Annotated in this window: 21 protein-coding genes and 2 tRNA genes; 18 read left to right on the forward strand and 5 right to left on the reverse strand. The window is 70.8% G+C overall.

Features of this window, described 5'->3' with window-relative positions; all coding sequences use genetic code 11:
- Positions 1-5 precede the first annotated feature (5 nt).
- Positions 6-1,382: a DNA polymerase IV gene (locus tag FHX39_RS04450; RefSeq protein WP_183336972.1), complete on the reverse strand. Its 1,377-nt coding sequence runs from the start codon at positions 1,380-1,382 to the stop codon at positions 6-8.
- 309 nt (positions 1,383-1,691) lie between these two features.
- On the opposite strand from FHX39_RS04450, the gene glgX reads away from it, so the two are divergent.
- The 6 genes from glgX to FHX39_RS04480 all read left to right on the forward strand — a co-directional run bounded on the left by glgX (position 1,692) and on the right by FHX39_RS04480 (position 7,442).
- Positions 1,692-3,887, forward strand: a complete 2,196-nt coding sequence (glgX, locus tag FHX39_RS04455; protein ID WP_183336973.1) for a glycogen debranching protein GlgX — start codon at positions 1,692-1,694, stop codon at positions 3,885-3,887.
- 85 nt (positions 3,888-3,972) lie between these two features.
- The gene (locus FHX39_RS04460) at positions 3,973-4,821 is read left to right on the forward strand and encodes an aldo/keto reductase (protein WP_183336974.1); all 849 of its coding nucleotides are present in this window, start codon (positions 3,973-3,975) and stop codon (positions 4,819-4,821) included.
- A 152-nt stretch (positions 4,822-4,973) separates the two neighbouring features.
- Positions 4,974-6,650 (forward strand): purine-cytosine permease family protein, encoded by a 1,677-nt coding sequence (locus FHX39_RS04465; RefSeq protein WP_183336975.1) that lies wholly within the window; start codon positions 4,974-4,976, stop codon positions 6,648-6,650.
- Between the two features lie 76 nt (positions 6,651-6,726).
- Positions 6,727-6,799: transfer RNA gene (locus FHX39_RS04470), tRNA-Pro, on the forward strand.
- Between the two features lie 36 nt (positions 6,800-6,835).
- Positions 6,836-6,909, forward strand: a tRNA-Gly gene (locus FHX39_RS04475).
- Between the two features lie 173 nt (positions 6,910-7,082).
- Positions 7,083-7,442: a hypothetical protein gene (locus tag FHX39_RS04480; protein WP_183336976.1), complete on the forward strand. Its 360-nt coding sequence runs from the start codon at positions 7,083-7,085 to the stop codon at positions 7,440-7,442.
- 4 nt (positions 7,443-7,446) lie between these two features.
- Here FHX39_RS04480 and FHX39_RS04485 read toward each other — a convergent pair whose 3' ends face one another.
- Entirely contained in the window at positions 7,447-7,995 is a 549-nt protein-coding gene (locus FHX39_RS04485) for an AAA family ATPase (protein WP_183336977.1), read from the reverse strand.
- Between the two features lie 101 nt (positions 7,996-8,096).
- Between FHX39_RS04485 and FHX39_RS04490 the strand changes: the two genes are divergently transcribed.
- From FHX39_RS04490 to clpX, 6 genes are all read left to right on the forward strand, one after another.
- Complete coding sequence (locus FHX39_RS04490) at positions 8,097-8,600, forward strand: hypothetical protein (RefSeq protein WP_183336978.1); 504 nt, start codon at positions 8,097-8,099, stop codon at positions 8,598-8,600.
- Positions 8,601-8,683: 83 nt separating this feature from the next.
- Positions 8,684-10,207 (forward strand): flotillin family protein, encoded by a 1,524-nt coding sequence (locus tag FHX39_RS04495; protein ID WP_183336979.1) that lies wholly within the window; start codon positions 8,684-8,686, stop codon positions 10,205-10,207.
- A gap of 124 nt (positions 10,208-10,331) precedes the next feature.
- Positions 10,332-11,804 (forward strand): trigger factor, encoded by a 1,473-nt coding sequence (gene tig / locus FHX39_RS04500; protein ID WP_183336980.1) that lies wholly within the window; start codon positions 10,332-10,334, stop codon positions 11,802-11,804.
- 286 nt (positions 11,805-12,090) lie between these two features.
- Positions 12,091-12,741 (forward strand): ATP-dependent Clp protease proteolytic subunit, encoded by a 651-nt coding sequence (locus FHX39_RS04505; protein ID WP_183336981.1) that lies wholly within the window; start codon positions 12,091-12,093, stop codon positions 12,739-12,741.
- A gap of 101 nt (positions 12,742-12,842) precedes the next feature.
- The gene (locus FHX39_RS04510) at positions 12,843-13,445 is read left to right on the forward strand and encodes an ATP-dependent Clp protease proteolytic subunit (protein WP_183340911.1); all 603 of its coding nucleotides are present in this window, start codon (positions 12,843-12,845) and stop codon (positions 13,443-13,445) included.
- A gap of 184 nt (positions 13,446-13,629) precedes the next feature.
- Entirely contained in the window at positions 13,630-14,919 is a 1,290-nt protein-coding gene (clpX, locus tag FHX39_RS04515; RefSeq protein ID WP_183336982.1) for an ATP-dependent Clp protease ATP-binding subunit ClpX, read from the forward strand.
- A gap of 297 nt (positions 14,920-15,216) precedes the next feature.
- Here the strand turns inward: clpX and FHX39_RS04520 are convergent, their stop codons facing one another.
- Together FHX39_RS04520 and FHX39_RS04525 are read right to left on the reverse strand one after the other, a co-directional pair.
- Positions 15,217-15,924: a hypothetical protein gene (locus tag FHX39_RS04520; protein ID WP_183336983.1), complete on the reverse strand. Its 708-nt coding sequence runs from the start codon at positions 15,922-15,924 to the stop codon at positions 15,217-15,219.
- A 518-nt stretch (positions 15,925-16,442) separates the two neighbouring features.
- Entirely contained in the window at positions 16,443-16,922 is a 480-nt protein-coding gene (locus tag FHX39_RS04525) for a glutathione peroxidase (protein ID WP_183336984.1), read from the reverse strand.
- 50 nt (positions 16,923-16,972) lie between these two features.
- Here FHX39_RS04525 and FHX39_RS04530 point away from each other — a divergent pair, with 50 nt between their 5' ends.
- A complete protein-coding gene (locus FHX39_RS04530; protein ID WP_183336985.1) occupies positions 16,973-18,007 on the forward strand; it encodes an NADPH:quinone reductase in 1,035 nt (344 codons plus the stop codon).
- A gap of 39 nt (positions 18,008-18,046) precedes the next feature.
- On the opposite strand, the gene valS is transcribed toward FHX39_RS04530, so the two are convergent.
- Positions 18,047-20,647 carry a valine--tRNA ligase gene (valS, locus tag FHX39_RS04535; RefSeq protein ID WP_332836663.1) on the reverse strand — a complete coding sequence of 867 codons (2,601 nt, stop codon included), beginning with the start codon at positions 20,645-20,647 and terminating at the stop codon, positions 18,047-18,049.
- Between the two features lie 47 nt (positions 20,648-20,694).
- On the opposite strand from valS, the gene FHX39_RS04540 reads away from it, so the two are divergent.
- The 5 genes from FHX39_RS04540 to ndk all read left to right on the forward strand — a co-directional run bounded on the left by FHX39_RS04540 (position 20,695) and on the right by ndk (position 25,917).
- The gene (locus tag FHX39_RS04540) at positions 20,695-22,182 is read left to right on the forward strand and encodes a bifunctional folylpolyglutamate synthase/dihydrofolate synthase (protein WP_183336987.1); all 1,488 of its coding nucleotides are present in this window, start codon (positions 20,695-20,697) and stop codon (positions 22,180-22,182) included.
- Positions 22,179-22,568 (forward strand): DUF4233 domain-containing protein, encoded by a 390-nt coding sequence (locus FHX39_RS04545; RefSeq protein ID WP_198423256.1) that lies wholly within the window; start codon positions 22,179-22,181, stop codon positions 22,566-22,568. Before FHX39_RS04540 ends, FHX39_RS04545 begins: the two co-directional genes overlap by 4 nt.
- Before the next feature lie 149 nt (positions 22,569-22,717).
- Positions 22,718-24,520 (forward strand): ABC transporter ATP-binding protein/permease, encoded by a 1,803-nt coding sequence (locus FHX39_RS04550; protein WP_183336988.1) that lies wholly within the window; start codon positions 22,718-22,720, stop codon positions 24,518-24,520.
- A gap of 21 nt (positions 24,521-24,541) precedes the next feature.
- On the forward strand, positions 24,542-25,498 hold the full coding sequence (locus FHX39_RS04555; RefSeq protein WP_183336989.1) for a phosphotransferase: 957 nt from the start codon (positions 24,542-24,544) through the stop codon (positions 25,496-25,498).
- Entirely contained in the window at positions 25,495-25,917 is a 423-nt protein-coding gene (ndk, locus tag FHX39_RS04560) for a nucleoside-diphosphate kinase (RefSeq protein WP_183336990.1), read from the forward strand. The genes FHX39_RS04555 and ndk overlap by 4 nt, the downstream gene beginning before the upstream one ends.
- The last annotated feature ends 35 nt before the right edge of the window (positions 25,918-25,952 follow it).

A 25,952-nucleotide genomic window follows, 5' to 3' on the forward strand; every position in this document is an offset into this window, starting at 1 on the left:
CCCCGTCAGGACACGACCCGCAGGCGCAGCGCCGGGTCGTCGTCGGCGAACGTCCGGACCGGCCCGGGCGGGGTGTCGCGCGTCTCGAAGCGCACCGTCACCCGGCTGCGGCCGGCGCCCCACACCCACCCGGGTCCGTGGAGGTCGTGCTCGACGTCGAGGCCGGGGGCCCAGCCCGGCGTGACCGGGCCGAACGCGTGCTCCTCGGACGCCTCCTCCGGCCCGACGACCGCGGCTGTCGAGCCGGGCGCCAGCTCGGGCTCCGCGTTGGGCGTCGCGGAGGGGTCGGGCTCCTCCGCCGGCGCGTCCGAGGTGAAGAGGTCGTCCTGGAGCAGGTCGGTGAGCCCGGTCACCCCGACCCCCAGCAGCCGGACGCCACCGGAGACGTCGAGCGCGTCGAGCAGCGACTGGGCGACGCCGGTGATCACGTCGACCCGGTCGGTCGCCCCCCGCAGCGTGCGGGCGCGGGTCAGGGTCGAGAAGTCGGGGTGGCGGACCTTGATCGTCACGGTCCGCGCGAAGAGCTGGGCCGCGGTCAGCCGCGCGGCGACCTGGCGGGCGTGGCGCCGCAGGATGTCGGACAGCTCGGCCGAGTCGGTCACGTCGGTCGCGAAGGTGTCCTCCGTCGAGATCGACTTGGCCTCCCGCTCGGCCTCGACGGGCCGGTCGTCCCGCGCCCAGGCGAGCCCGGCGAGGGTCTCGGCGTGGGCCTTGCCGACGACCTGGGCGAGCTCGGCCGGCTCCACCTGGCGCAGGTCGGCGACCGTGCGCACCCCGATCCGGTCCAGCCGCTCCCGGGTCACCGGCCCGACGCCGAAGATGACGCCCACGCCCATCGGCCCGATCCGGTCCACCTCCGTCCCCGGCTCGACCACGCACAGGCCGTCGGGCTTCTCCAGCTCGCTGGCGATCTTGGCCAGGAACTTCGACGAGGCGGCCCCGACCGACGCGGTCAGCCCGCCGGTGACCTCGTGGACGTCGTCCTTGAGCCGCTGCACCAGCGCCGTCAGTCCCGGGAGCGAGAGGTCGACGGGCTCGGTGGCGGCGCGCAGGTCCACGAACGCCTCGTCCAGCGACAGCGGCTCGACCAACGGCGACAGCGCGCGGAGCAGGCCCATGACCTGCGCGCTGGCCGTCCGGTAGACGTCGAAGCGCGGCACCATGAACGCGGCGTTGGGGCAGCGCCGCCGGGCCTCGTGCGACGGCATCGCCGACCGGACGCCGAAGACGCGGGCCTCGTACGAGGCGGTCGCCACGACGCCGCGCTGGCCGACCCCGCCCACCACCACCGGCTTCCCGCGGAGCGACGGCTTGTCGCGCTGCTCGACCGAGGCGTAGAAGGCGTCGAGGTCCAGGTGGAGCACCGAGGCCTCGCGTCGCACGCCCCCATCCTCTCCCCGACGAGGAATGAGGTAATCCTGAGCGGACGCCGAGACTCTGACACCGTTGTCCCGAGGTTGATCGGTCAACATCATGGGGAAGCACGCGATCGCGGCCCGACGGCCTGGTCACGCGGCTGGTGGGGGCGATGTCCACGGGCGCTCCCACCAGCTCCTTGAGCAGGTCGGGGCCGGGTCGTCCGGATGTTCTGTGGCACGATCGCGTGCGCAATTCGTGCCGCCCCCGACGACGCGGGCCGACCCCACGAGCGCGCCCTGACGTGGTGCGCTCACGATCCCCGCGAGGTGGACATGGATCTCTGGCCCGGCAGGCCCTACCCCCTCGGTGCCACCTACGACGGCACCGGCGTCAACTTCGCCGTCTTCTCCGAGGTCGCCGAGCGGGTGGACCTCTGCCTGCTCGACGAGGACCTCACCGAGACACGCCTCGAGCTCATCGAGGTCGACGGCTCGGTCTGGCACGCGTACGTGCCTGGGGTGCAGCCCGGCCAGCGCTACGGCTTCCGCGTCCACGGGCCGTACGACCCCGCCCAGGGCCAGCGCGCCAACCCGGCCAAGCTGCTGCTCGACCCCTACGCCAAGGCCATCGAGGGCATGATCGACGGCGACCAGTCGCTGTTCAGCTACGACTTCGCCGACCACGCGGCCTTCAACGCCGACGACTCCCGCGAGCACACGATGCTCTCCGTCGTCATCAACCCGTTCTTCGACTGGGGCCACGACCGCCCGCCGGGCCACCAGTACCACGAGTCGGTCTTCTACGAGATGCACGTCAAGGGCCTCACGATGACCAACCCGGACATCCCCGAGGAGATCCGCGGGACGTACGCGGCGGTCGCCCACCCGGCCACGATCGACCACCTCAAGAACCTCGGCGTCACCGCGGTCGAGCTGCTGCCGGTCCACCAGTTCGTCAACGACTCGCACCTGGTGGACCAGGGCCTCTCGAACTACTGGGGCTACAACACGATCGGCTTCCTCGCCCCGCACAACGCGTACTCCAACTCGGGCCAGCGCGGCCAGCAGACGACCGAGTTCAAGGCGATGGTCAAGGCCCTGCACGACGCCGACATCGAGGTCATCCTCGACGTGGTCTACAACCACACGGCCGAGGGCAACGAGCGGGGCCCGACCATCGCGTTCCGCGGGCTGGACAACGCCTCGTACTACCGGCTCGTCGACGGCGACCAGGCGCACTACTACGACACCACCGGCACCGGCAACAGCCTGCTGATGCGCAGCCCGCACGTGCTGCAGCTGATCATGGACTCGTTGCGCTACTGGGTGCTCGAGATGCACGTCGACGGCTTCCGCTTCGACCTCGCGGCAACCCTGGCCCGCCAGTTCCACGAGGTCGACAAGCTGAGCGCGTTCTTCGACATCATCCAGCAGGACCCGGTGATCAGCCAGGTCAAGCTCATCGCCGAGCCGTGGGACCTCGGCGACGGCGGCTACCAGGTCGGCAACTTCCCGCCGCTGTGGACCGAGTGGAACGGGCGCTACCGCGACACCGTCCGCGACTACTGGCGCGGCGAGCCGGCGGCGCTGGGGGAGTTCGCCTCGCGCATCACCGGCTCGAGCGACCTCTACAACCACTCCGACCGCCGCCCGACCGCGTCGATCAACTTCGTCATCGCGCACGACGGCTTCACGCTGCGCGACCTCGTCTCCTACAACGAGAAGCACAACGACGCGAACGGCGAGGGCGGCAACGACGGCGAGAGCCACAACCGCTCCTGGAACTGCGGGGTCGAGGGCCCGACCGACGACCCCAGGATCCAGCGCCTGCGGCTGCAGCAGATCCGCAACTTCATCACCACGATGCTGGTCAGCCAGGGCGTCCCGATGCTGGCCCACGGCGACGAGCTCGGTCGCACCCAGGGCGGGAACAACAACGTCTACGCGCAGGACAACCCGACGGCGTGGGTCGACTGGGACCTCGACGCCGACCAGCGCGGGCTGCTCGAGTTCACCACCGCCGCCATCGCCCTGCGCCGCGCGCACCCGGTGCTGCGCCGCCGTCGCTTCTTCGCCGGTGACGCCAGCCACGGCGGGCAGAGCTCGCTCGGCGACATCGTCTGGCTCAAGCCCGACGGCGGCGAGATGAACGACGCGGACTGGGACACGGGCTACTCGCAGTCGCTGATGGTCTTCCTCAACGGCGACGCGATTCCCGAGACCGACAACCTCGGCCGCCGCATCACCGACGACCACTTCCTGCTGATGTTCAACGCCAGCGCGGAGTCGATCACCTTCACCACCCCGGCCAAGGCGTACGGCGAGGTCTGGACCGTGCGGCTGAACACCGCCAACGGCGAGATCGACCCGGCGGTCAAGCCGTGGCGCTCGCGCAGCAAGCACGCGGTGCCGGCGCACTCGATGGTCGTGCTCTCGACCACGGCCGTCCCCGAGTCCTCCCGCCAGGACGCGGAGCGCCGCGCGGACCAGGCTCGGCCGACGCTGGCCCGGGTGTCGGGCCAGGCCTGACCCGACCAGCCCGGGGTCGGGCCCGTCGCCCGACTACGGTGGATCGTCGGGCACCCGCCCCGACCGAACACGAGGAGCACGCTCTATGACCGACGTCCCCGACGTCAGCTTGAACAACGGCCGCACGATCCCGCAGCTGGGGTTCGGCGTCTTCCAGATCGACCCCGCCGAGACGGCGGAGGCCGTGCGCACGGCGCTCGAGGTCGGCTACCGCCACATCGACACCGCGGAGATGTACGGCAACGAGAAGGAGGTCGGCGAGGGCATCCGTTCCTCCGGCGTCGACCGCGACGACGTCTTCGTGACGAGCAAGCTGAACAACAGCTTCCACCGTCCCGACGACGCCCGCCGCGCCTTCGACACGACGCTGGAGGCCCTCGGCTTCGACCACGTGGACCTGTTCCTCATCCACTGGCCGCTGCCGACGCGCTACGACGGCGACTTCGTGTCGACGTGGCAGGCGCTGGAGGAGTTCTACCGCGACGGGCGCGCCCGCTCGATCGGCGTCTCCAACTTCACCCCGCACCACCTGCGCCGCCTGGCGCGCGAGACCGAGGTCATCCCGGCGGTCAACCAGGTCGAGGTGCACCCGTTCTTCACCAACGACGAGGTGCGGGCGTACGGCGCCGAGCACGGCATCGCCACCGAGGCCTGGTCGCCCATCGCCCAGGGCGGCGTGCTGGACGACCCGACGATCTCCGCGATCGCGGAGCGGGTCGGCAAGAGCACGGCGCAGGTGACGCTGCGCTGGCACGTGCAGCTGGGCCACATCGTGTTCCCGAAGTCGGTCACGCGCGAGCGCGTGCAGGCCAACTTCGAGATCTTCGACTTCGAGCTCACCGACGAGGAGCTGTCGCTGATCAGCGCCCTCGACCAGGGCGAGGCCGGGCGCACCGGGCCGAACCCCGACACGTTCGACATGATCCCCGACTGAGGATCGACCCCCGTACGGGCCCGTCGCTGCGGCGGCGGGCCCGTGCTGCTCTCAGGGTCTGTTTATGTCGACACCTGAACTCAACACCGCCGAAACGCTCCTGACATCGCAGGTGAGCAGTGTCGTGCCGACACCCTCACCCAGGAGCGCCCATGACCTCGGACGTCACGCCCGCCAGCCCCGCCGACGTCGCGGCCCCACCGGCCCCCGCCGTCGGCAGCGCCACCAAGGAGACGCTGGAGGACTACACCCTCCGGTTCGCTCCTCGGCACTACCGCAAGTGGTCGACCGGCGTCGTCGCGGTCACCGCCCTCGGCGGCATCGCCTACCTGGCCGATTTCGCCATCGGCGCGAGCATCGGCATCTCGTACGGCACCACCAACGCGCTGTGGGGGATCGCGGTCTTCGCGGTCGTGATCTTCCTGACCGGCTTCCCGCTGGCCTACTACGCCGCGCGGTACAACCTCGACCTCGACCTGATCACGCGGGGGAGCGGCTTCGGCTACTACGGCTCGGTGGTCAGCAACGTCATCTTCGCGACGTTCACCTTCATCTTCTTCGCCCTCGAGGGCTCGATCATGGCCCAGGGCCTCAACCTCGGGCTCGGGGTGCCGCTGTGGGCGGGCTACGCCGTCTCCACGCTGATCATCTTCCCGCTGGTGATCTACGGCATGAAGGTGCTGTCCAAGCTCCAGCTGTGGACGACCCCGCTGTGGCTGGTCCTCATGGTCATCCCGTTCGTCTACCTGCTGGTCAGCCACCCGGACTCGGTCAGCTCGTTCTTCGCCTACCAGGGCGAGGACGGCGCCGGCACGCCGAACCTCGGCTCGGTCATGCTCGCCGCCGGGGTCTGCCTCTCGCTGATCGCGCAGATCGCGGAGCAGATCGACTACATCCGGTTCATGCCGCCCCGGACGCCGGAGAACTCCGCGAAGTGGTGGCGCGCGGTGATCCTGGCCGGGCCGGGCTGGGTGATCTTCGGCGCGATCAAGCAGGTGATCGGGCTCTTCCTCGCGGTCTACATCATCGCGAACGTCGCCGACGGCGCGACCGTGGCCAACCAGCCCGTGCACCAGTTCCTGGAGATCTACAAGGACATCATGCCGGTGGGCGTCGCGCTCGCGCTGGCCGTGATCCTCGTCGTGATCAGCCAGGTCAAGATCAACGTCACCAACGCGTACTCCGGCTCGCTCGCCTGGACGAACTCGTTCACCCGCATCACCAAGCGCTACCCCGGCCGGCTGGTCTTCCTCGCCTTCAACCTGGCGGTCGCGCTCGTGCTGATGGAGGCGGACATGTTCAGCTTCCTCAACACGATCCTCGGCTTCTACGCCAACCTCGGCATGGCCTGGGTCGTCGCGGTCGCCTCCGACATCACCTTCAACAAGTACGTCTTCAAGCTCTCGCCGAAGCAGCCCGAGTTCCGTCGGGGGATGCTCTACGCGGTCAACCCGGTCGGCTTCGGCACGCTGCTGGTCGCCGGTGGTCTCTCGATCATCTGCTTCTTCGGCGGGCTGGGCGAGGGGCTCGCGCCCTTCTCCCCGCTGGTGGCCATCTCGCTGGCCCTGGTGCTGCCGCCGGTCATCGCCTTCGCGACCAAGGGCCGCTGGTACCTCCGCCGCACCGACGACGGCATCACGCTGCCGATGTACGACGACTTCGGCAACCCGTCCGACGTGATGATGGACTGCCACGTCTGCGGCCAGCGCTTCGAGCGGCCGGACATGTGCGCCTGCGCGGCGCACGACGCCTTCGTCTGCTCGCTGTGCCTCAGCACGGACACGCACGCGGAGCACGTCCTGCCCGAGCAGCGCCCCGCCGTGGTCTGAACCGGGCGCGGGGCTCGCGGGGCCCGTAGACTCGGCCGTCGCCGGTCGGTGCTCCTACGCAGGAGCGCCGGCTGGACGGGGCGTAGCGTAGTGGCTAGCGCGTCTGCTTTGGGAGCAGAAGATCGCAGGTTCGAGTCCTGTCGCCCCGACCCGTTAGGGTGTTCGTCGGCCCGTTTCCGGGCCTTGCGGGTGTAGCTCAATGGTAGAGCCCCAGTCTTCCAAACTGGCTACGCGGGTCCGATTCCCGTCACCCGCTCCAGCGTGCTGAACGAGGGCTCGTCGCGAGTGGATCTGTCAGTGCCTCTCACTAGCTTCCTTCCCGTGGAGGAGGCCACCAAGCGTTGTGGGCGATGCGGAGAGACACGTCCTCTCGTTGACTTCAACCGCAACGCCACCACGCGCGATGGTCTGCAGGCGACGTGCCGGAGCTGCATGAGGGCCTACCAGGCTGCGCACTACGGCCGGAACCGGTCCCGCCACATCGCTCGTGTACGGGAGGACAACCTGCGCCGGAAGACGGTGGCCGCCGAGGGTCTCGAGACCTACCTGCGCGCGCACCCGTGCGTCGACTGCGGGACGACCGACGTCCGCGTCCTGGAGTTCGACCATCGCCCGGACGAGGCGAAGTCGGCCAACGTGTCGGCGATGGTCGGGATGGGGCTTCCCTGGGGCCGCATCCTCGTGGAGATCGCCAAGTGCGACGTACGGTGCGCCAACTGCCACCGGATCGCCACCATGACGCGTGGGGGCCACTTCCGGTGGGGTTGGCGCACCTCGCCACGACCGGGCTGAGCGCTCAGTGCGCCGCGAGGGCCCGTTCCAGTGCCGCGTACGTCTCCTCGACCCGGTCCGGCACGCTGCGGACGACCACCGCGGTCGTGCGGGCCTCCACCACCGCGAGCAGACGGTCGTACATCTCGCCCAGGAACGCGTCCCCGCCCAGGTCGGCGACGACCCGGCGGTTGTGCTGGTTCCAGGGCGTCTCGTCTCGGCGTCGGTCGAAGCGGGCGATCGCCGCCGCACGGTCGTCCAGCAGGACGACCTCGCGGAACGTCGCCCCCTGCTCGTGCGCGATCCGCTCGAACGCCTCGACCTCGCTCAGCCGGGCGAGGAGCTGGGGGAGCACGACGTCGTTCCCGCCGCCGAGGTGGGTCGCCGCCAGCGCCTTGCCCAGCGGTCGCGCGAGGGCGTGGGTGTCCTGCTCCGGGTCGCGCCAGCCCCCGACCAGCGGGTGGAGGACGTCGATGTCGAGGTTCAGCGTGCCGGGATGACGTTCCGCCCACAGCGCGGACAGCGTCGACTTGCCGATCCCCGGCGGCCCGTTCAGGTGAAGGAGGGTGGGCACCGGCCGACCCTAGCGGCGCCGTGGGCCGAAGTGCCCCCGCGCGGAGCCGGTCAGCCCTACGATCCTGTCGCAGGGCCGGTCCGGCCCAGGAGGAGTCGACGGTGACGGTCTTCCTGGTCCTCGGCGTGGTGGGGCTCGTGCTGCTGGCCCTCTCGCTGGTCCTCGGGGACCTGTTCGGCGGGGCGCTCGACGCGCTGGCCGGCGACGTCTTCTCGAGCGCGGTCATCGGCGGCTTCGTGTCCGCGTTCGGGTTCGGGGCCGCGCTCAGCGAGGGTCTTGACGCGCCGCTCTGGCTCGCCGTCACCGTCGGCGCGGTCGTCGGGGCGGCGTTCGGCTGGTTCGCCTCCTGGCTCACCCGCCTCGTCCGGGGCGGCGGGAGCGACGCGACCGTCACCACCGCGGACGCGGTCGGGCGCGACGCGAAGGTCGTGACGGGCATCCCCGAGGGCGGCTTCGGCGTGGTGCGGGTCGTGGTGGGCGGTCACTCCCTCCAGCTCAACGCCCGCGCCGAGCGCGCGGTCGAGCCGGGCACCGAGGTCTACGTGACCGCCGTCCTCTCGCCGACGGCCGTGTCCGTCGCCCCCGTACGCGGCGAGCTCGCGTGACCCTCCCGTGCTCGACCCTGGTCCTCCCGGACGTGCGACACGCACGTCCGTCCTCCGGCACCGCCCTGTAGAAAGGCCCCTCCGTGCCCGACCTGCTGTACCCGATCGCCGGTCTCGTCGTCCTCGTGATCCTGCTGGTCCTCCTGGTGACGAGCCGCTACAAGGTCGCGGGCCCGAACCAGGCCTTCATCGTCACCGGCCGCAAGGGCAAGGCGGTGCTCAACCCGGAGACCGGGGAGCTGACCACCGACCTGTCCGGGCAGAAGGTCGTGCTCGGCGGCGGGTCGTTCGTGATCCCGTTCGTCCAGCGCCTCGCCACCATGGACCTGTCCAGCCGGCGGATCTCGGTGCAGATCCGGGGCGCCGTGTCCGGGCAGGGGATCAAGCTCAACGTCGAGGGCGTCGCGATCGTCAAGGTCGGCGGCAACGCCGACCAGATCCGCCTCGCCGGGCAGCGCTTCATGTCGCAGCAGGGGGAGATCGAGCCGTTCACGCAGGAGGTGCTGGCCGGCGCGCTGCGCTCCATCGTCGGCGGGCTTACCGTCGAGCAGATCATCCGCGACCGGGCGGCGTTCGCGCAGCGGGTGGCGGACGAGTCGGAGAACTCGCTCACCGGTCAGGGCCTCATCCTCGACACGTTCCAGATCCAGGACGTGACCGACGACGGCAGCTATCTCGCCGACCTCGGACGTCCCGAGGCCGCCCGAATCGGTCAGACCGCCGCCATCGCGGAGGCGAACGCGCGCCAGGCCGCGGAACAGGCCCGGATCAAGTCCGAGGAGGAGATCGCCGTGGCCCAGCGGGCGCTCGCGCTGCGCGTGGCCGAGATCAAGTCGGAGACCGACGCTGCCTCGGCCCGGGCGGCCTCCGCAGGTCCGTTGGCCCAGGCCGACCGCGACCAGGCGATCCTGCTCGAGCAGGAGAAGGTCGCCGTACGGCAGGCAGCCCTGACCGAGCGGCAGCTCGAGACGCAGGTGCGCAAGCCCGCCGACGCCAACCGCTACAAGGTGGAGCAGGAGGCCGAGGGCTCGCGCAACGCGCAGATCGCGGCCGCGGAGGCCCGCAAGGCCGCCACCATCGCGGGGGCGCAGGCCAAGGCGGAGGAGGACCGGCTCACCGGTGAGGCCGAGCGCGCGCGGCGCGCCTCGCTGGCGGAGGCCGACGCGATCGAGGGCATCAAGCGCGGCGAGGCGACCAGGGCGCTCCGCATCGCCCAGGCCGAGGCGACGCGGGCCGAGGGCGAGGCGACGGCGGCGGCGACGCTCGCCATGGGCCAGGCCGAGGCGGAGGCGATGAACAAGCGGGCCGACGCGTTCGCGCACTACAACGAGGCCGCGGTGCTGCAGATGCTCATCGAGGTGCTCCCGCAGATCGCGAAGGAGGTGGCGGCCCCGATCTCCGCGATCGACAACCTCACGATCATCTCCTCGGACGGGGCCGGTGCGCTGCCCCGGCAGGTCACCGACAACGTGGCCCAGACGCTGCAGATGCTGAAGACCGCCACCGGCCTCGACCTGCAGGCGCTCGTGGAGCGGTCGGCGACGAAGATGACGCAGGGCCTGACCGGCCCGGCGACGACGAACGGGGACGGTGCGGGCGCACGCTGAGCGGACCGGGCGCCTGGATTGGTGCACGTGCCCGGGCGCCCCGTACGCTTGAACGTCGAGCGGGCGCGAGGGGTACCTCCGCGCGCCGTCACCCCAGCCCAGATCTCCAGGAGTCCCGAACACCGTGCCCAGCACCGTCGAGCAGCTCAGCCCCACGCGGGTCAAGATCACCGTCGAGGTCCCCTTCAAGGACCTGAAGCCCAGCTTGGACAAGGCGTACGCCGACATCGCGCGCACGATCAACGTCCCGGGCTTCCGTCGTGGCAAGGTGCCGCCGATGGTCATCGACCAGCGCTTCGGGCGCGGCGTGGTGATCCAGGAGGCGTTCAACGACTCGTGGTCGCGCTTCTACGGCGAGGCCGTCACGGCCAACCAGCTGACCCCGCTGGCGCAGCCCGAGGTCGAGGTCACCAAGCTCGAGGACGGTGACCTCATCGAGTTCACCGCCGAGGTCGACGTCCGCCCCGAGTTCGAGGTCCCCGACCCCGCCGGCATCTCCGTGCAGGTGGACACGCTCGAGGTGGCCGACGGGATCGTCGACGACCAGCTCGAGGTCCTGCGTCGCCGCTTCGGCAGCCGCACCACCGCCGAGCGCCCCGCCGCCGACGGCGACATCGTCACCCTGTCCCTCGTGGCCAGCGAGAACGGCGAGGCGCTGCCGGACGCGACCGCCGAGGACATCGAGTACACGGTCGGCTCCGGTCAGATGCTCGACGGGCTCGACGAGGCCGTCACCGGCCTGTCGGTCGGCGAGTCCGCCGCGTTCCGCTCCAAGCTGGTCGGCGGGCCGCTGAAGGACGAGGACGCCGACATCGAGGTCACGGTGACCAAGGTGCAGGCGCAGGAGCTGCCCGAGCTCGACGACGACTTCGCGCAGGAGGCGTCGGAGTTCGACACGCTCGAGGAGCTGCGGGCGAGCATCACCACGATGGCCACCAACGCGGCCCGGCTCGAGCAGGCCACGCAGGCCCGCGACGCGGTGCTCGAGGCGCTCGTCGACGCCATCGACGTCGCGGTGCCCGAGAACCTGCTCGCCGGCGAGCTCGACGGCCGCCGCCAGCAGATCACCAACCAGCTCGCGCAGGCCGGTCTGACGCTGGAGCAGTACCTCACCGACAGCGAGGACAGCACGCAGACCGAGGACGAGTTCTGGGCGGACGTCGAGCGTCGCTCGACCCAGTCTCTCAAGGCGCAGATGGTGCTCGACAAGGTCGCGGAGAGCTCCGAGATCGGCGTCGACCAGAACGACCTCACCCAGCACATCCTGCGCAAGGCGCAGGCGGAGGGCACCGCGCCGCAGCAGATCGCGGAGCACCTCCAAGAGCACCCGCACCACATCGAGGAGTACATGGTCGAGATCCGGCGCGGCAAGGCGCTGGCCTCGGTCGTGGAGGCCGCGACCGTGACGGACGGCAACGGCGAGCGGCTCGACCTCACCCAGATCCGTGAGGACGGCTCGCTGGGCACGCCTGAGGGCGACCTCCAGGACGAGGCCGTCGCCGCGGCGGTCACGGCCGACGTGCAGGACGAGGGGCAGCAGGACGCCGAGACCGAGGGTCAGCAGGACGGCGACGAGGACGAGGGTCGCCAGGCCTGACACGACGCCGGCGCGGGACCGGCGCGCGACCTTGACGCAAGGCTGACAGGTCGCAGAGCCGATACCGAGATTTCCGCGCCACACTGGAAGAGCCCAGGCACGACGGTCGGGGAGCGGCTCGGGGGAGCACCGCCGGCTTCGTCGTGACACGGGAGCGAGGGGCGGCACGGCCACCAGGCCGGGTCGCCCCTCGGCCTGTCCGCAGGTGCGTCCGCGCACTGCGCCGACAGCGAACAGCAGCCGCGACCCCCCCGTTGTGTCAGTCCCTCCGGGTAGGTTCGGGACCGTGAACGCCTCCTACAACGGCCCCCACGCCGCGGTTCCCGGGCCTCGTGCCGCCGGCCGCAGCGGTGGCATCGGGCTGGACGACAACGTCTACCAGTCGCTCCTCGCCAACCGGATCATCTTCCTCGGTTCCGAGGTGCGCGACGAGAACGCGAACGCGATCTGCGCGCAGATGCTCCTGCTCAACGCCGAGGACCCGCACCGCGACATCTTCCTCTACATCAACTCCCCGGGCGGCTCAGTCGACTCGGGCATGGCGATCTACGACACCATGAACTGGATCTCCAACGACGTCGCCACCGTGGCCATGGGCCTCGCGGCGTCGATGGGGCAGTTCCTGCTCTGCGCCGGCACCAAGGGCAAGCGGTACGCCCTGCCGCACAGCCGGATCATGATGCACCAGCCCTCCGGCGGCCTCGGCGGCACGGCGAGCGACATCCGGATCCAGGCCGAGCAGTCCCTGCACATCAAGTCGGTGATGCAGAAGCTCATCGCCGAGCACACCGGCCAGACGCTGGAGCAGATCGAGGCCGACTCCGACCGCGACCGCTGGTTCACCGCCGAGGACGCGCTCAAGTACGGCCAGATCGACCACGTGTACACCTCCGCGGCGCAGATCCCTGCCAGCCAGGCCGAAGCGCCCAACCAGTGACCCCCTCGACTTCTCAGAAAGGGCGAATCCCTGTGAGCACGTTCGCCACGCCGCTCGGCTTCGCCGGGCCCACGGCCGAGGGCCAGCCCTTCGCGCCGACGATGGACTACTACATCCCGCAGTGGGAGGAGCGCACCTCCTACGGGATGCGGCGCATCGACCCGTACACCAAGCTGTTCGAGGACCGGATCATCTTCCTCGGCACCCCGATCAGCGACGAGATCGCGAACGCCGTGATGGCCCAGCTGCTCTGCCTGCAGCAGATGGACGCCGACCGCGACATCGAGATCTACATCAACTCCCCGGGCGGCTCGTTCACCGCGCTGACCGCCATCTACGACACGATGCGCTACATCAAGCCCGACGTGCGTACGGTCTGCCTCGGTCAGGCCGCCTCTGCGGCCGCCGTGATCCTCGCGGCCGGCACCAAGGGCAAGCGGCTCGCGCTGCCGAACAGCCGCATCCTCATCCACCAGCCGGCGACGGAGGGCGGCTACGGCCAGTCCTCCGACATCGAGATCCAGGCGCGGGAGATCCTCCGGATCCGCTCGCTCATGGAGGACATGCTGGCGACCGACACCGGCAAGACGACCGACGAGGTCAGCCACGACATCGAGCGCGACAAGTACCTGACTGCCGAGCAGGCGCTCGAGTACGGGATCATCGACGAGATCCTGACCTCGCTGAAGGCCGTCCCGGTCTGACCGCGCACGGGGCGCCGCGCTCGGAGACCTCCGGCGCGGCTCCCCGTCCCGGCAGGAGCGGCTCCGGCTCTCCTGCTGATGTCCCCCCATCCGGATCGCCCGGGGCTTAGGGTGTGGGGCACCACGGAATCCCCCCCGGGCGGACACGACTGTGCCGCTGGTGCAGCGAAGTAGAGGAGACAGCGTGGCCCGGATCGGCGAGAGCGGCGACCTCCTCAAGTGCTCGTTCTGCGGCAAGAGCCAGAAGCAGGTCAAGAAGCTCATCGCGGGGCCCGGCGTCTACATCTGCGACGAGTGCATCGACCTCTGCAACGAGATCATCGAGGAAGAGTTCTCCGAGACCGGTGAGGTCGGGCTGCTCGACGAGCTGCCCAAGCCGCACCAGATCCGTCAGTTCCTCGACGGCTACGTGATCGGGCAGGGCAACGCCAAGAAGGCGCTCGCGGTCGCGGTCTACAACCACTACAAGCGCGTGCAGGCCCAGGCGAACGGTGCCGGGAAGCGTGGCGATGACGACGGGGTGGAGCTCGGCAAGAGCAACATCCTGCTGATCGGCCCCACCGGCTGCGGCAAGACGTACCTGGCGCAGACGCTGGCCAAGATGCTCAACGTTCCCTTCGCCATCGCCGACGCCACCGCGCTCACCGAGGCGGGCTACGTCGGCGAGGACGTCGAGAACATCCTGCTCAAGCTGATCCAGGCGGCGGACTTCGACGTCAAGAAGGCCGAGACCGGGATCATCTACATCGACGAGGTCGACAAGATCGCCCGAAAGAGCGAGAACCCGTCGATCACCCGCGACGTGTCCGGCGAGGGCGTCCAGCAGGCGCTGCTCAAGATCCTCGAGGGCACCTCGGCGTCGGTCCCGCCGCAGGGCGGGCGCAAGCACCCGCACCAGGACTTCATCCAGATCGACACCACGAACGTGCTGTTCATCGTCGGCGGCGCGTTCGCCGGCCTCGAGCACATCGTGTCCTCCCGCGTCGGCAAGCGGCCGCTCGGCTTCAACAACGCCCTGATGTCACGCAAGCCCGAGAGCGAGGACCCGTACGCGGACGTCCGGCCCGAGGACCTGGTGAAGTTCGGCCTGATCCCCGAGTTCATCGGACGGCTCCCGATGATCGCGTCGGTCGCCCCGCTCGACCGGGACGCGCTCATCCGCATCCTGGTGGAGCCCCGCAACGCGCTGATCAAGCAGTTCCGCAAGCTCTTCGAGCTCGACGGGGTGGATCTCGAGTTCTCCCCGGACGCGGTGGAGGCGATCGCCGACCTCGCGCTCCTGCGCGGGACCGGCGCCCGCGGCCTTCGCGCGATCCTCGAAGAGGTCCTGCTCAACGTCATGTACGACGTCCCCAGCAGCGAGGACATCGCCCAGGTCGTCATCACCGGCGAGGTCGTCCGCGATGCGGCCCTGCCCACGCTGGTCCCGCGCGAGAAGTTCGCCAAGCGCGAGCGTCGCGAGAAGTCCGCCTAGCCCCTCCGCTTCTCCCGAAAGTGGTCAGTCCGAGCCCTTCAGACCCGTCTGAAGCTGCCTAGGCTGACCACTTTCTGCGTCGAGGAGCGAGCGCACGTCCCCAGTGACCACTGGTCACTTTCGGCGGCTCCAGGCACTGGGTACCGGTCTTGACTGACCACTGGTCACTTCTGCTGCTCCGGGAATGACCAGTGGTCGATGCCGCCGAGACTGACCAGCGTTCCGGAGGCCGCACCGACCACTGGCTACTTCCGCGGGCTCAGAAGCGACCAGTGGCCGCCTCGTGGCGCTGAACGCTTAGATCAGACCCCAGCGGCGCCGTACGCGAGTGAGTCCGGGGCGCCGCAGCATCGAGGCGTTGAGCGCGTTCTCCCAGTGATCCACGCGGCTCGGCTCGTGGGGCCGGCCCAGCAGTTCGTCGGTTGCCCTGACGATCGACGCGCCGCCATTCAGCAGATGCCGACGGGTGAACCCGTGCCGCTCCCACCTCGCCAGGGAGATGGCTCGGTCGCGGGCGAGGTCGGACTCGTGGACCTCCGGGTCCCGGTGGCCGCCGCCGTCGTACTCGTGCACGCGTCGCGTTCCGCAGACCCACAGGTCGGCGCGTGCGACGAACCCTCCGTCCTTGCCGAACAGCTCGTGCTGAGGCTCGACGGGGATGTCAGCCGCCCGGTGCAGCAGGCGCATGATCGACTCCCACGCCGACTCGCTCCGTGGGTCGATCAGGGGTAGCAGCGCACGCAGAGCCGGCGCCCCGCGACGTCTTGTCCCGGTCGCGATGGTGCAGAGCTCGTCGACGCTGACGTCGCCTCGTCGAACCGCCGAGTCCGCCAGCACCACGAGGTCGAGCGGCGCCAGGTCGCGGGCCAGGGCGAGAAGCGTCTCGGCCGGCGTCGTGAGTCGGAGGCCGCGGACTTCCTGAACAGCTGGCGGACAGGGATGACGGAACACGAGAAGGCCCGGGCGGCGGGGTCGCGGTTCGGCTGCCGACATGGCCGCGAACACGGGGTGCGGGGGAGCCTCGGGGAGCCACCAGCCGTAGGCCTCGGCGGCCGTCAGATGGGTGAACCCGGCGGCTGGAGGCAGCACGAGGGACCAGGCCCGAAGCTGTTGGTCGAAGGAGAGCGCGTCGACCGGTGGCGACCACAGTCCCCGAGCAACTCGCTGCCAACGAGAAGCGGGTGCACTGCCTCGCACGGGGTCCACGGTGAAGTCTGGTCGCCGTACGTCGTGCCGTGCCGCTGGTGCCGTGACCTGTGGACGAAGCGCCTGGTGTCCTGGGGAAAAGTCCCCGAGGAGCACGTGACCGACCTGGAACCGCGCCGGTGCGCTGAACTCAGGAGGTGGCCGGCGACCGCGGCGTCAACGACCAGTGGTCAGTGACGAGCCCAGGAGACCTCGAAGACAAGGCCAAAGTGACCAGTGGTCAGCGCGCTGCTGCCGGGAGTGACCAGTGGTCAGTGCGCTGCTGCCGGGAGTGACCAGTGGTCACCAGGGCGAGGGCGCGGCCGGTCACCCGCGACTCAGGCGGACAGGGCGGCCTTCACGTCGGGTTCGAGGGCGTCGGGGGTCGTCGTCGGGGCGAAGCGATCGAGGACCGTGCCGTCGCGGCCGACGAGGAACTTGGTGAAGTTCCACTTGATCGCGCCGCCGAGCAGCCCGGAACGTTCCTTCTTGAGCCACTGGAACAGCGGGTGGGCGCCGTCGCCGTTCACCTCGATCTTGGCGAACATCGGGAACGTGACGCCGTAGTTCATGGTGCAGAAGTCGGAGATCTCCTCGGCCTCGCCCGGTTCCTGGTGGCCGAACTGGTCGCACGGGAAGCCGAGGACGACGAGGCCCTCGTCCTTGTGCTCGCGGTAGAGGCGCTCGAGGCCCTCGTACTGCGGCGTGAGCCCGCACTTCGAGGCGGTGTTGGCGATCACGACGACCTGGCCGGCGTACGTCGAGAGCGGGGTCTCGACGCCGGTCAGGGAGGTGGCGGTGAAGTCGGAGAGAAGCACCCGCGAAGCCTATGCGGGAAGAACTGCGCCGCCGCCGGACTTGACCAGACATGAAGAGCATCGTCTACCGCACCACCGGCGACCCGTCCGTCCTCGAGCTCGTCGAGCGTCCCGTACCCGAGCCCGGACCCGGCGAGGTCCGCGTGAACATCGCCGTCTCCGGCGTCAACCCGACCGACTGGAAGTCCCGCGTGGGCAGCAAGCCCGGCGACGACCTCCCCTTCGCGGAGGTGACGCCCAACCAGGACGGTGCCGGCACCGTCGACGCGATCAGCCCGGAGGCGGCCGAGCTCAACCCGCAGCTCGAGGTCGGGGACCGCGTCTGGCTCTTCCTCTCCCAGCACCGGTCGCCCTCGGGCACCGCGCAGGAGTACGTGACCATCCCGGTCGAGCACGTCGTCCGGCTCCCGGACGGCATCTCCTTCGACGTCGCCGCCTCGCTCGGCGTCCCGGCCATGACCGCGCACCGCGCGCTCACCGTCTCCGACCAGGGCCCGTCGCGTCTTGCGCCCGGGGCTCTGACCGACAAGGTCGTCCTCGTCGCCGGGGGAGCGGGCGCCGTCGGGCACGCCGCCATCCAGCTGGCCCGCTGGGCCGGCGCCACCGTCGTCACCACGGTGAGCAGCGAGGCCAAGGCCGCGCTGGCCCGGGCCGCGGGTGCGCACCACGTCGTCAACTACCGCGAGTCGGACGCCGCGGCGGCGGTCCTCGAGGTCGTCCCCGACGGCGTGGACATCGTCGTCGAGGTGGCGCCCGGCCCCAACGCGGCTCTCGACCTGGCCGTGACCAAGAAACACGGGACCATCGCGGTCTACGCCAACAACGGCGGCGACAGCGTCGAGCTGGACGTACGGCCGTTCTTCGCCCGGAACCTGCGGTTCCAGGGCCTGCTGCTCTACACCGTCGGCGAGGACGCCCTGCAGGTCGCGGCCGAGGACATCACGGCGGCACTGAAGGCCGGCGTCCTCGACGTCGGCGAGGCCGCCGGGCTGCCGATCATCCGGTTCCCGCTCGAGCAGACGGCCGCTGCTCACGACGCCGTCGAGAACGACGCCGTCGGCAAGGTCCTCATCGACGTCGCGTAGGCGTCAGGACGCCAACCTCTTCGAGGCCCTTCGACAGGCTCAGGGAGCGTTGCTCGCCTCGGCGAGGGTGACCTCGGCGCTCACCGGCGCGTCGGTGGGCTCCCAGGTCACCTCGCCGGTGATCCGGCCGACGGCCCGCAGGTCGGCCTCGATCAGCCGCAGCCGGTCGACCCTCCCGGTGAACGACGCCTTCGTCACCTCGGTCTTCATGGAGACCTTGGCCGAGGACTTCGCGCCGCGGAGGGCGGCCAGGGCGGCGGCGAGGTCCTCGAGCAGAGCCGGGTCGCCGGCACCCTGGAGCCCGCGGTCGAGCTCGGCCGCGGAGGGCCAGGCCGCGTGGTGGATCGAGCCCTCCTGCCACCACGACCACACCTCCTCGGTGCAGAACGGCATGATCGGCGCGAGCAGCCGCAGCAGCACGTCGAGCGCGAGACCCAGGGTCGCGCGGGCCGAGGCGGCGGCCTGCTCGCCCTGCGCCCCGTACGCACGCTCCTTGACCAGCTCGAGGTAGTCGTCGCAGAACGACCAGAAGAACGACTCGGTCACGTCCAGCGCGCCGGTGTAGTCGTACGCCTTGAACGACGCGGTCGCCGACTCCACGACCCGGGCGAGCCCGGCCAGGAGGGCCTGGTCGGCCGGCTCGGTCACGGCGGACGCGTCGAGCGAGCCGGCGCCGACGCCGAACGTCAGCACGAACTTGCTCGCGTTCAGCACCTTCAGCGCGAGGCGGCGACCGACCTTCATCTCTCGCTCGTCGAAGGGGGAGTCCATCCCCGGGCGGGCCTTCGCCGCCCGCCAGCGCACGGCGTCGGAGCCGTAGCGCTCGAGGATCTCGGTGGGCACGACGACGTTGCCCTTCGACTTGCTCATCTTCTTGCGGTCGGGGTCCATCACGAACCCGCTGATCATGGAACGCGTCCAGGGCAGCGAGTGGTTCTCGTAGTGGGCACGGACGACGCGGGAGAACAGCCAGGTCCGGATGATCTCGTGCGCGTGGGTGTTCAGGTCCATCGGGAACGTGAGGGCGAAGAGCTCCGGGTCGCGCTCCCAGCCGCACACGATCTGCGGCGAGAGCGACGAGATCGCCCAGGTGTCCATCACGTCGGGGTCGGCCACGAAGCCGCCGGTCTGCCCGCGCTGGTCCTCGGTGTAGCCGTCGGGCACGTCGCTGCTGGGGTCGACCGGCAGCCGGTCCTCGGTCGGCACGATCGGGTGCGCGTAGACGGGGTCGCCGTCGGCGTCGACCGGGTACCAGACCGGGAACGGCACCCCGAAGAACCGCTGCCGCGACACCAGCCAGTCGCCGTTCAGGCCGTTGACCCAGTTGTCGTAGCGGTACTTCATGTGCTGCGGGACCCAGGCCAGCTCCTCGCCGCGCTCCAGGAACGTGGCCTTCAGCGCGGCGTCCCGGCCGCCGTTACGGATGTACCACTGGCGCGTCGAGACGATCTCGAGGGGCTTGTCGCCCTTCTCGTAGAAGTTCGCCATGCGCTGCGTCGGCTTCGGCTCGCCGTCCAGGGCGCCCGCCTCGCGCAGCCCGGCCACCACGGCCTCGCGGGCCGAGAACGTCGTCTTGCCGGTGATCGCGTCCCACGCCGCGACGGCGGGACCGTCGGTGATCCACTCCGGCCGCTCACGCAGGATGCGTCCGTCGCGGCCGATGATCACCCGCGTCGGCAGCCGCAGCTCGCGCCACCAGGTGACGTCGGTCAGGTCGCCGAACGTGCAGCACATGACCAGGCCGGACCCCTTGTCGGGCTCGGCGGCCTCGTGCGCGATCACCGGGAGCTCCACCCCGTACAGCGGGGAGATCACCGTCTGGCCGATCAGGTCGGCGTAGCGCTCGTCGCCGGGGTGCGCGATCAGGGCGACGCAGGCGGCGATCAGCTCGGGCCGCGTGGTCTCGACGTAGACCGGCCCGCCGCCGTCGGTGCGCGTGAACGCCACCCGGTGGTAGGCGCCGGGGTAGTCGCGCGCCTCGAGCTCGGCCTGGGCGACCGCGGTCTGGTAGGTCACGTCCCACAGGGTCGGGGCCTCGGAGAGGTACGCCTCGCCGCGGGCGATGTTGCGCAGGAACGCCTTCTGGGCGACGGTCTGGCTGTCGTCGGAGATCGTCGTGTAGAGGCTCGACCAGTCCACGCTGAGCCCGACGCGGCGCCACAGGTCCTCGAACGTGCGCTCGTCGAGGTGGGTGAGCTCGTGGCACAGCGCGACGAAGTTCTTCCGGCTGATCGGCAGCTGGTGCTTGGGGTCGGGCTTCTCCGGCGGGGTGAAGTCGGGGTCGTACGCCACCGTCGGGTCGCAGCGCACGCCGTAGTAGTTCTGCACGCGGCGCTCGGTCGGCAGGCCGTTGTCGTCCCAGCCGATGGGGTAGAAGACGTGCTTGCCGGTCATCCGCTGGTAGCGCGCGACCAGGTCGGTGTGGGTGTAGGAGAAGACGTGGCCCACGTGCAGCGAGCCGGACACCGTCGGCGGCGGGGTGTCGATGCTGAAGACCTGGGTCCGGGCGGCGGCCGGGTCACCCTCGGGCCGCACGAACGCGTACGTCCCTTCGGTGCGCCAGGTGTCGAGCCAGCGCTCCTCGAGCCCTTCCAGGGCGGGGCGGTCGGGGATCGCCGGTGCGGGGGCGGTGGTGGTCACGAGGAGCAATCTTAGGTAACGGGCGCGGACCTAGACTTGCAAGCGCCATGCCTGACACCGCGACGCCCGTCGAGACCTCCGCCACCGCTACCGAGCACCGTACGCACGCCTCCGTCGTGCGGGACCTCACGAGCCGCTGGCCGGAGCACCGCGTCGCGCCCTCGCTCGGCCGCATCACGGCCCTCACGGAGCTGCTGGGCGACCCGCAGCGCGCCTACCCCGTGATCCACGTGACGGGCACCAACGGCAAGGGCAGCACGACCGCCATGATCGAGTCGCTGCTGCGCGCCGCCGGCCTGCGCACCGGCCGCTTCACCAGCCCGCACCTGACCGCGCTGACCGAGCGCATCACCATCGACGGCGAGCCGATCTCCGACGAGCGCTTCGACGAGGTGTGGGGCGAGCTCGAGCCGTACGTGGCCATCGTCGACGAGCAGCAGATCGACGGCGTCGCCTGCACGTTCTTCGAGATCATGACCGCGATGGCCTTCGCCGCCTTCGCCGACGCCCCGGTGGACGTCGCGGTGATCGAGGTCGGGCTCGGCGGCACGTGGGACGCGACGAACGTGGCCGACGGCGGCGTCGCCGTCGTCACCCCGATCGACCTCGACCACACCCACCTGCTGGGCTCGACCGTCGCCGAGATCGCCCGTGAGAAGGCCGGGATCATCAAGCCCGGCGCGCACGCGATCCTGGCCGGCCAGTCGCTCGAGGCGGCCCAGGTGCTGCTCGAGCGCTGCGCGGAGGTCGGTGCGCTGCCGCAGCGCGAGGGCATCGACTTCGGCGTGCTGGGCCGCCAGCTCGCCGTCGACGGCCAGCTCGTCCGGCTGAACGGCGCGGAGGGCCCGGTCGAGGACGTCTTCATCCCGCTGCACGGTGCCCACCAGGCGTCCAACGCCGGGCTCGCCCTGGCCGCGGTCGAGGCGTTCCTCGGCCTCAAGGCGCTCAACCCCGACGTGGTGCGCGACGGCTTCGCCAGCGTCACCGTGCCCGGGCGGCTCGAGGTCGTCCGCCGCTCGCCGACGGTCCTGCTCGACGCGGCGCACAACCCCCACGGAGCCGCTGCCGTCGTCGCCGCGCTCGAGGAGGCCTTCGACCTCAACCCGCTCGTCGGCGTGATCGGCGTGATGGCCGACAAGGACGTTCGCGGGCTGCTCGAGACGTTCGAGCCCGCGCTGACCCACGTGGTCGTCACCCAGGTCGCCTCGACGAGCCGCGGCATGCCGGCCGAGGAGCTGGGCGAGCTGGCGGCCGAGATCTTCGGCGCCGAGCGCGTCACCGTCGCCCCGCGCCTCGACGACGCCATCGAGGCGGCCGTCGGGATGGCCGAGGTCGAGGGTGTCGGCACGCCCGGCGTGCTGCTCAGCGGCTCGGTCGTGCTCGTCGGCGAGGCGCGCGGCCTGCTGGTGACCGAGCGCGCCCCCGGTGCGCCGGCCACGCCCGTCGAGGACGACGCCGACGCCGACTGGGACCCCCTGGAGCGTGACCTCGGCGGCGAGGAGCCCACCGACGAGGAGCGGGAGAGCTGGACATGAGCACGTCGAGCCCGGCCGCGGCGGGCGTCCCGCCCGAGTCGCCCATCACCCTGTCGCCGCGCAACCCGATGCGGGTCGTGCTGCTGTCGGTCCTGTTCTTCGAGGTCGTCGTCTTCGCGCTGGCGATCCCCGTGATGATCCTGGTCTCCGACGCCGACCCGCTGCCCGCCGCGCTGCTCGGCAGCGGGGCGGCCGTGCTGGCGCTGCTCGGTGCCGCGTTGCTGCGCAAACCGGTCGGCTACCCGATCGGCTGGGTCACCCAGCTCGCGGGGATCCTGCTCGGCTTCCTGACACCGGCGATGTTCGTCGTGGGCGGCATGTTCCTGGCGCTGTGGATCACCTCCTTCGTGCTCGGCAAGCGGCTGGACGCGCGCCCCGTCGCCTGAGGGGAGCAGCCGCGCGAGCGGCGTAGCGGCGTAGCGGCGCCGTAACGCGATCTGCACGTGTCGGTACGCCGCGCCCACTACGGTGCTCCCACCGGACCACGGGATGCTCCTGCCCGACCGCTTCCGGTCGCGAGCACGAGGAGCCCTCGGTGAACTGGTTGAACGAGCTGGGCTCGAGCCTGCTGTGGGTCGTCGGTGCCTTCGTGCTGTGCGTCGTGGGGTCGTTCCTGCTCGGTCTCCTGCTGTGCCGCAAGACGAAGTTCGGCCGTCAGTTCTGGCGCCTCTCGGGCCCGTACTTCAAGCCCCGCAGAGGCGAGCGTCGCAGCTGGCGTCCGTTGCTGACCGTGCTCCTGCTCCTGCTCGTCACCGTGGTGAACGTGCGGATCTCGGTGCTGCTGTCGAACAACAGCAACGCGCTCTACACGGCCCTGCAGAACCTCGACGCACGGGCGTTCTGGGTGACCGTCGTGATCTTCTGCGTGATCGCGGCGATCTACATCGCGGTGAACCTCGTCGCGATCTACATCAGCAACCTGCAGATCATCCGTTGGCGCCAGTGGACGAACACGCAGGTCCTCACGGACTGGCTGAGCGGGACCGCGTACCACCGGGGCCGGTTCCTCAGCGATCCCATCGACAACCCCGAGCAGCGGATCCAGGCCGACGTCGCCTCCTTCACCAACGACAGCCAGGACCTCGTCCTCGGCCTGATCGGGTCGATGCTGACGCTGGTCTCGTTCACCGCCATCCTGTGGCAGCTGTCGGGCCCGCTGACCCTCGGCCCGGTCACCATCCCCCGCGCGCTGGTGGTCATCGCCTACGTCTTCATCATCGTCTCGACCTTCATCGCGATCCGGATCGGTCGCCCTCTCATCAAGCTCAACTTCCTCTCGGAGCGGCTCTCGGCCTCCTACCGCTACTCGCTCACCCGGGTGCGGGACAACTCGGAGCCGATCGCCCTCTACGGGGGCGAGGGGGTCGAGGAGGCCGGGCTGCAGAACCGGTTCTCCGCCGTCATCGCCAACGCCTGGGCCCTCGTCTTCCGCAACCTGAAGTTCATCGCCTTCAACTCCGTGATCAGCCAGATCGCGAACATCGTCCCGCTCGTCGTGCAGGCACCGAGGTTCCTCAGCCAGCAGATCACCCTGGGCGACCTGCAGCAGTCGGCCACGGCGTTCGGCAACGTCTCGGACGCCCTCTCGTTCTTCCGGACGACCTACGACAACTTCGCGCGGTACCGCGCCACGCTCGACCGCCTCACCGGCCTGCTCGACGCCAACGACCAGGCGCGGAACCTGCCCGTCCCGCTGCGCTCCAACCGGACCGTGGGGATCGAGGTCGAGGGTCTCGACGTGTTCATGCCCAGCGGCGAGCCGCTGATCAACCGCCTCGACCTCACCGTCGAGCCGGGGGAGTGGCTGCTGGTCCGGGGTCGTTCCGGGACCGGCAAGACGACGCTGCTGCGCAGCCTGGCCGGGCTGTGGCCGTACGTCCGCGGCGTGGTCTCGCGGCCCCAGGGGCACGTGATCTTCTGCTCCCAGCAGCCGTACCTGCCGATGGGCGCGCTCCGCTCCGCCATCACCTACCCGGCGCCCGCGGAGGACCTGCCCGACGAGGCCGTCCGGCAGGCGCTGGCCGACGTCCAGCTCGGCCACCTCGCGGACCACCTGGACGAGACCAAGGACTGGATGACGACGCTCTCGCCGGGCGAGCGGCAGCGCCTGTCCTTCGGTCGGGTGCTGCTCCTGCAGCCGACCCTGGTCTTCTTCGACGAGAGCACCTCGGCGCTCGACGAGGGCATGGAGCACGCGCTCTACAGCCTCGTCCGTGAGCGGCTGCCGCGAACGACGGTCGTGAGCGTCGGCCACCGCAGCAGCCTGAGCCCGCTGCACCAGCGCGAGCTCGTGCTGCTCGGCCAGGGGGCCTGGACCACCGGTTCCCTCGTCGGCTGACCGCTGAGGGACGATGCCCCCGTGGTCGAGGCGGCGGGCGTACGCGTGGGGTGGGCCGACCTGCCCGCGAGCGTCCGGCTCGCGGTCGAGGAGATCCTCGGGTCGCCCGTCGTCGAGGCGGTGTCGCAGCCCGGCGGGTTCTCGCCGGGCAGCGCCGACCGGGTCGTCACCGCCGACGGCCGCCGCGCGTTCGCCAAGGCGGTGGGCGGGTCGCTGAACCCGCAGTCGCCCGTGCTCCACCGCCGCGAGATCGCGTTCGGCGCGGCGCTGCCCCCCGTCGGCTCCGTGCCCACGCTCCTCGGCAGCTGGGACGACGGCGACTGGGTCGCGCTCGTGCTCGCCGACGTCGACGGACGCCACCCGCACCTGCCCTGGCGGCGGGCCGAGCTCGAGGCCGTCCGCGAGGCCCTGGAGGTGGTGGCCGATATCCCCCTGACCGACGGGCTCGCACAGCTGCCGGAGACCGGCGCCGGCTTCGCCGAGGACTTCGCGGGCTGGCACCGGCTGCGCGCCGACCCGTCACCGGCCCTCGACCCCTGGGCCGCCCGCCACCTGGACCGGCTGACGGCGGCGGCGGACCGCGGCGAGGCGGCCCTCGCGGGCGACCAGCTCGTCCACGGTGACGTCCGCGCCGACAACCTGCTCGTCCGCCCCGACGGGTCGGTGGTCGTCGTCGACTGGCCGTGGGCCACGCGCGGTGCGGGCTGGTTCGACCGCCTCGCGCTGCTCGTCAACGTCGGCCTCAACGACCCGCACGCGCCGCTGGAGGACCTGCGCGCGGCGTGGCTGCCCGAGGTCGCGGCCGACGACGTCGACGCGGTCCTGGCCGGGCTCGGCGCGTACTTCGTCGACGTCGCCCGCCGGCCCGACCCGCCGGGCCTGCCCACCGTCCGGGCGTTTCAGCGGGCGCAGGGCGAGGTGGTCCTGCGCTGGTTGGGCCTGCGCTGGGGTGCTGCCCCGCTAGGGTTTCGCGCATGACTGACACGCCCACGCAGCGCTCCTTCGTCCTGATCAAGCCGGACGCGGTCCGCCGCGGCCTCGTGGGGGCCGTGCTCGCGCGCTTCGAGGCCAAGGGCCTGCGGCTCGTCACCCTCCAGCTCCGCCAGGTGACCGGCGAGGAGTCGGACCAGCACTACGCCGAGCACGTGGACCGGCCCTTCTACCCGCCGCTGCGCACGTTCATCACCTCCGGCCCGTCGGTCGCCCTGGTCGTCGAGGGGGACGAGGCGATCGAGGTCGTGCGCGCCCTCAACGGCGCCACCGACGGGCGCAAGGCCGCCCCCGGCACCATCCGCGGGGACCTCTCGCTGTCCAACCGCGAGAACCTCGTGCACGGCTCCGACTCCCCGGAGTCCGCCGCCCGCGAGATCGCGTTCTGGTTCCCCGAGCTCGGCTGAGCCCGGCGGGGCGGTGCTCGTGAGGTTCGGCGGCA

Origin of the sequence: Microlunatus antarcticus (assembly GCF_014193425.1) — a bacterium.
In the GTDB taxonomy this organism is placed as follows: Bacteria; Actinomycetota; Actinomycetes; order Propionibacteriales; family Propionibacteriaceae; genus Microlunatus; species Microlunatus antarcticus.

Coding starts and splice junctions, on each gene's coding strand:
- FHX39_RS04460 (WP_183336974.1), top strand. CDS start 3,973: ATGACCGACGTCCCCGACGTCAGCTTGAACAACGGCCGCACGATCCCG.
- FHX39_RS04540 (WP_183336987.1), top strand. CDS start 20,695: ATGCCTGACACCGCGACGCCCGTCGAGACCTCCGCCACCGCTACCGAG.
- FHX39_RS04510 (WP_183340911.1), top strand. CDS start 12,843: ATGGACTACTACATCCCGCAGTGGGAGGAGCGCACCTCCTACGGGATG.
- ndk (WP_183336990.1), top strand. CDS start 25,495: ATGACTGACACGCCCACGCAGCGCTCCTTCGTCCTGATCAAGCCGGAC.
- FHX39_RS04545 (WP_198423256.1), top strand. CDS start 22,179: ATGAGCACGTCGAGCCCGGCCGCGGCGGGCGTCCCGCCCGAGTCGCCC.
- FHX39_RS04480 (WP_183336976.1), top strand. CDS start 7,083: ATGAGGGCCTACCAGGCTGCGCACTACGGCCGGAACCGGTCCCGCCAC.
- FHX39_RS04465 (WP_183336975.1), top strand. CDS start 4,974: ATGACCTCGGACGTCACGCCCGCCAGCCCCGCCGACGTCGCGGCCCCA.
- FHX39_RS04530 (WP_183336985.1), top strand. CDS start 16,973: ATGAAGAGCATCGTCTACCGCACCACCGGCGACCCGTCCGTCCTCGAG.
- glgX (WP_183336973.1), top strand. CDS start 1,692: ATGGATCTCTGGCCCGGCAGGCCCTACCCCCTCGGTGCCACCTACGAC.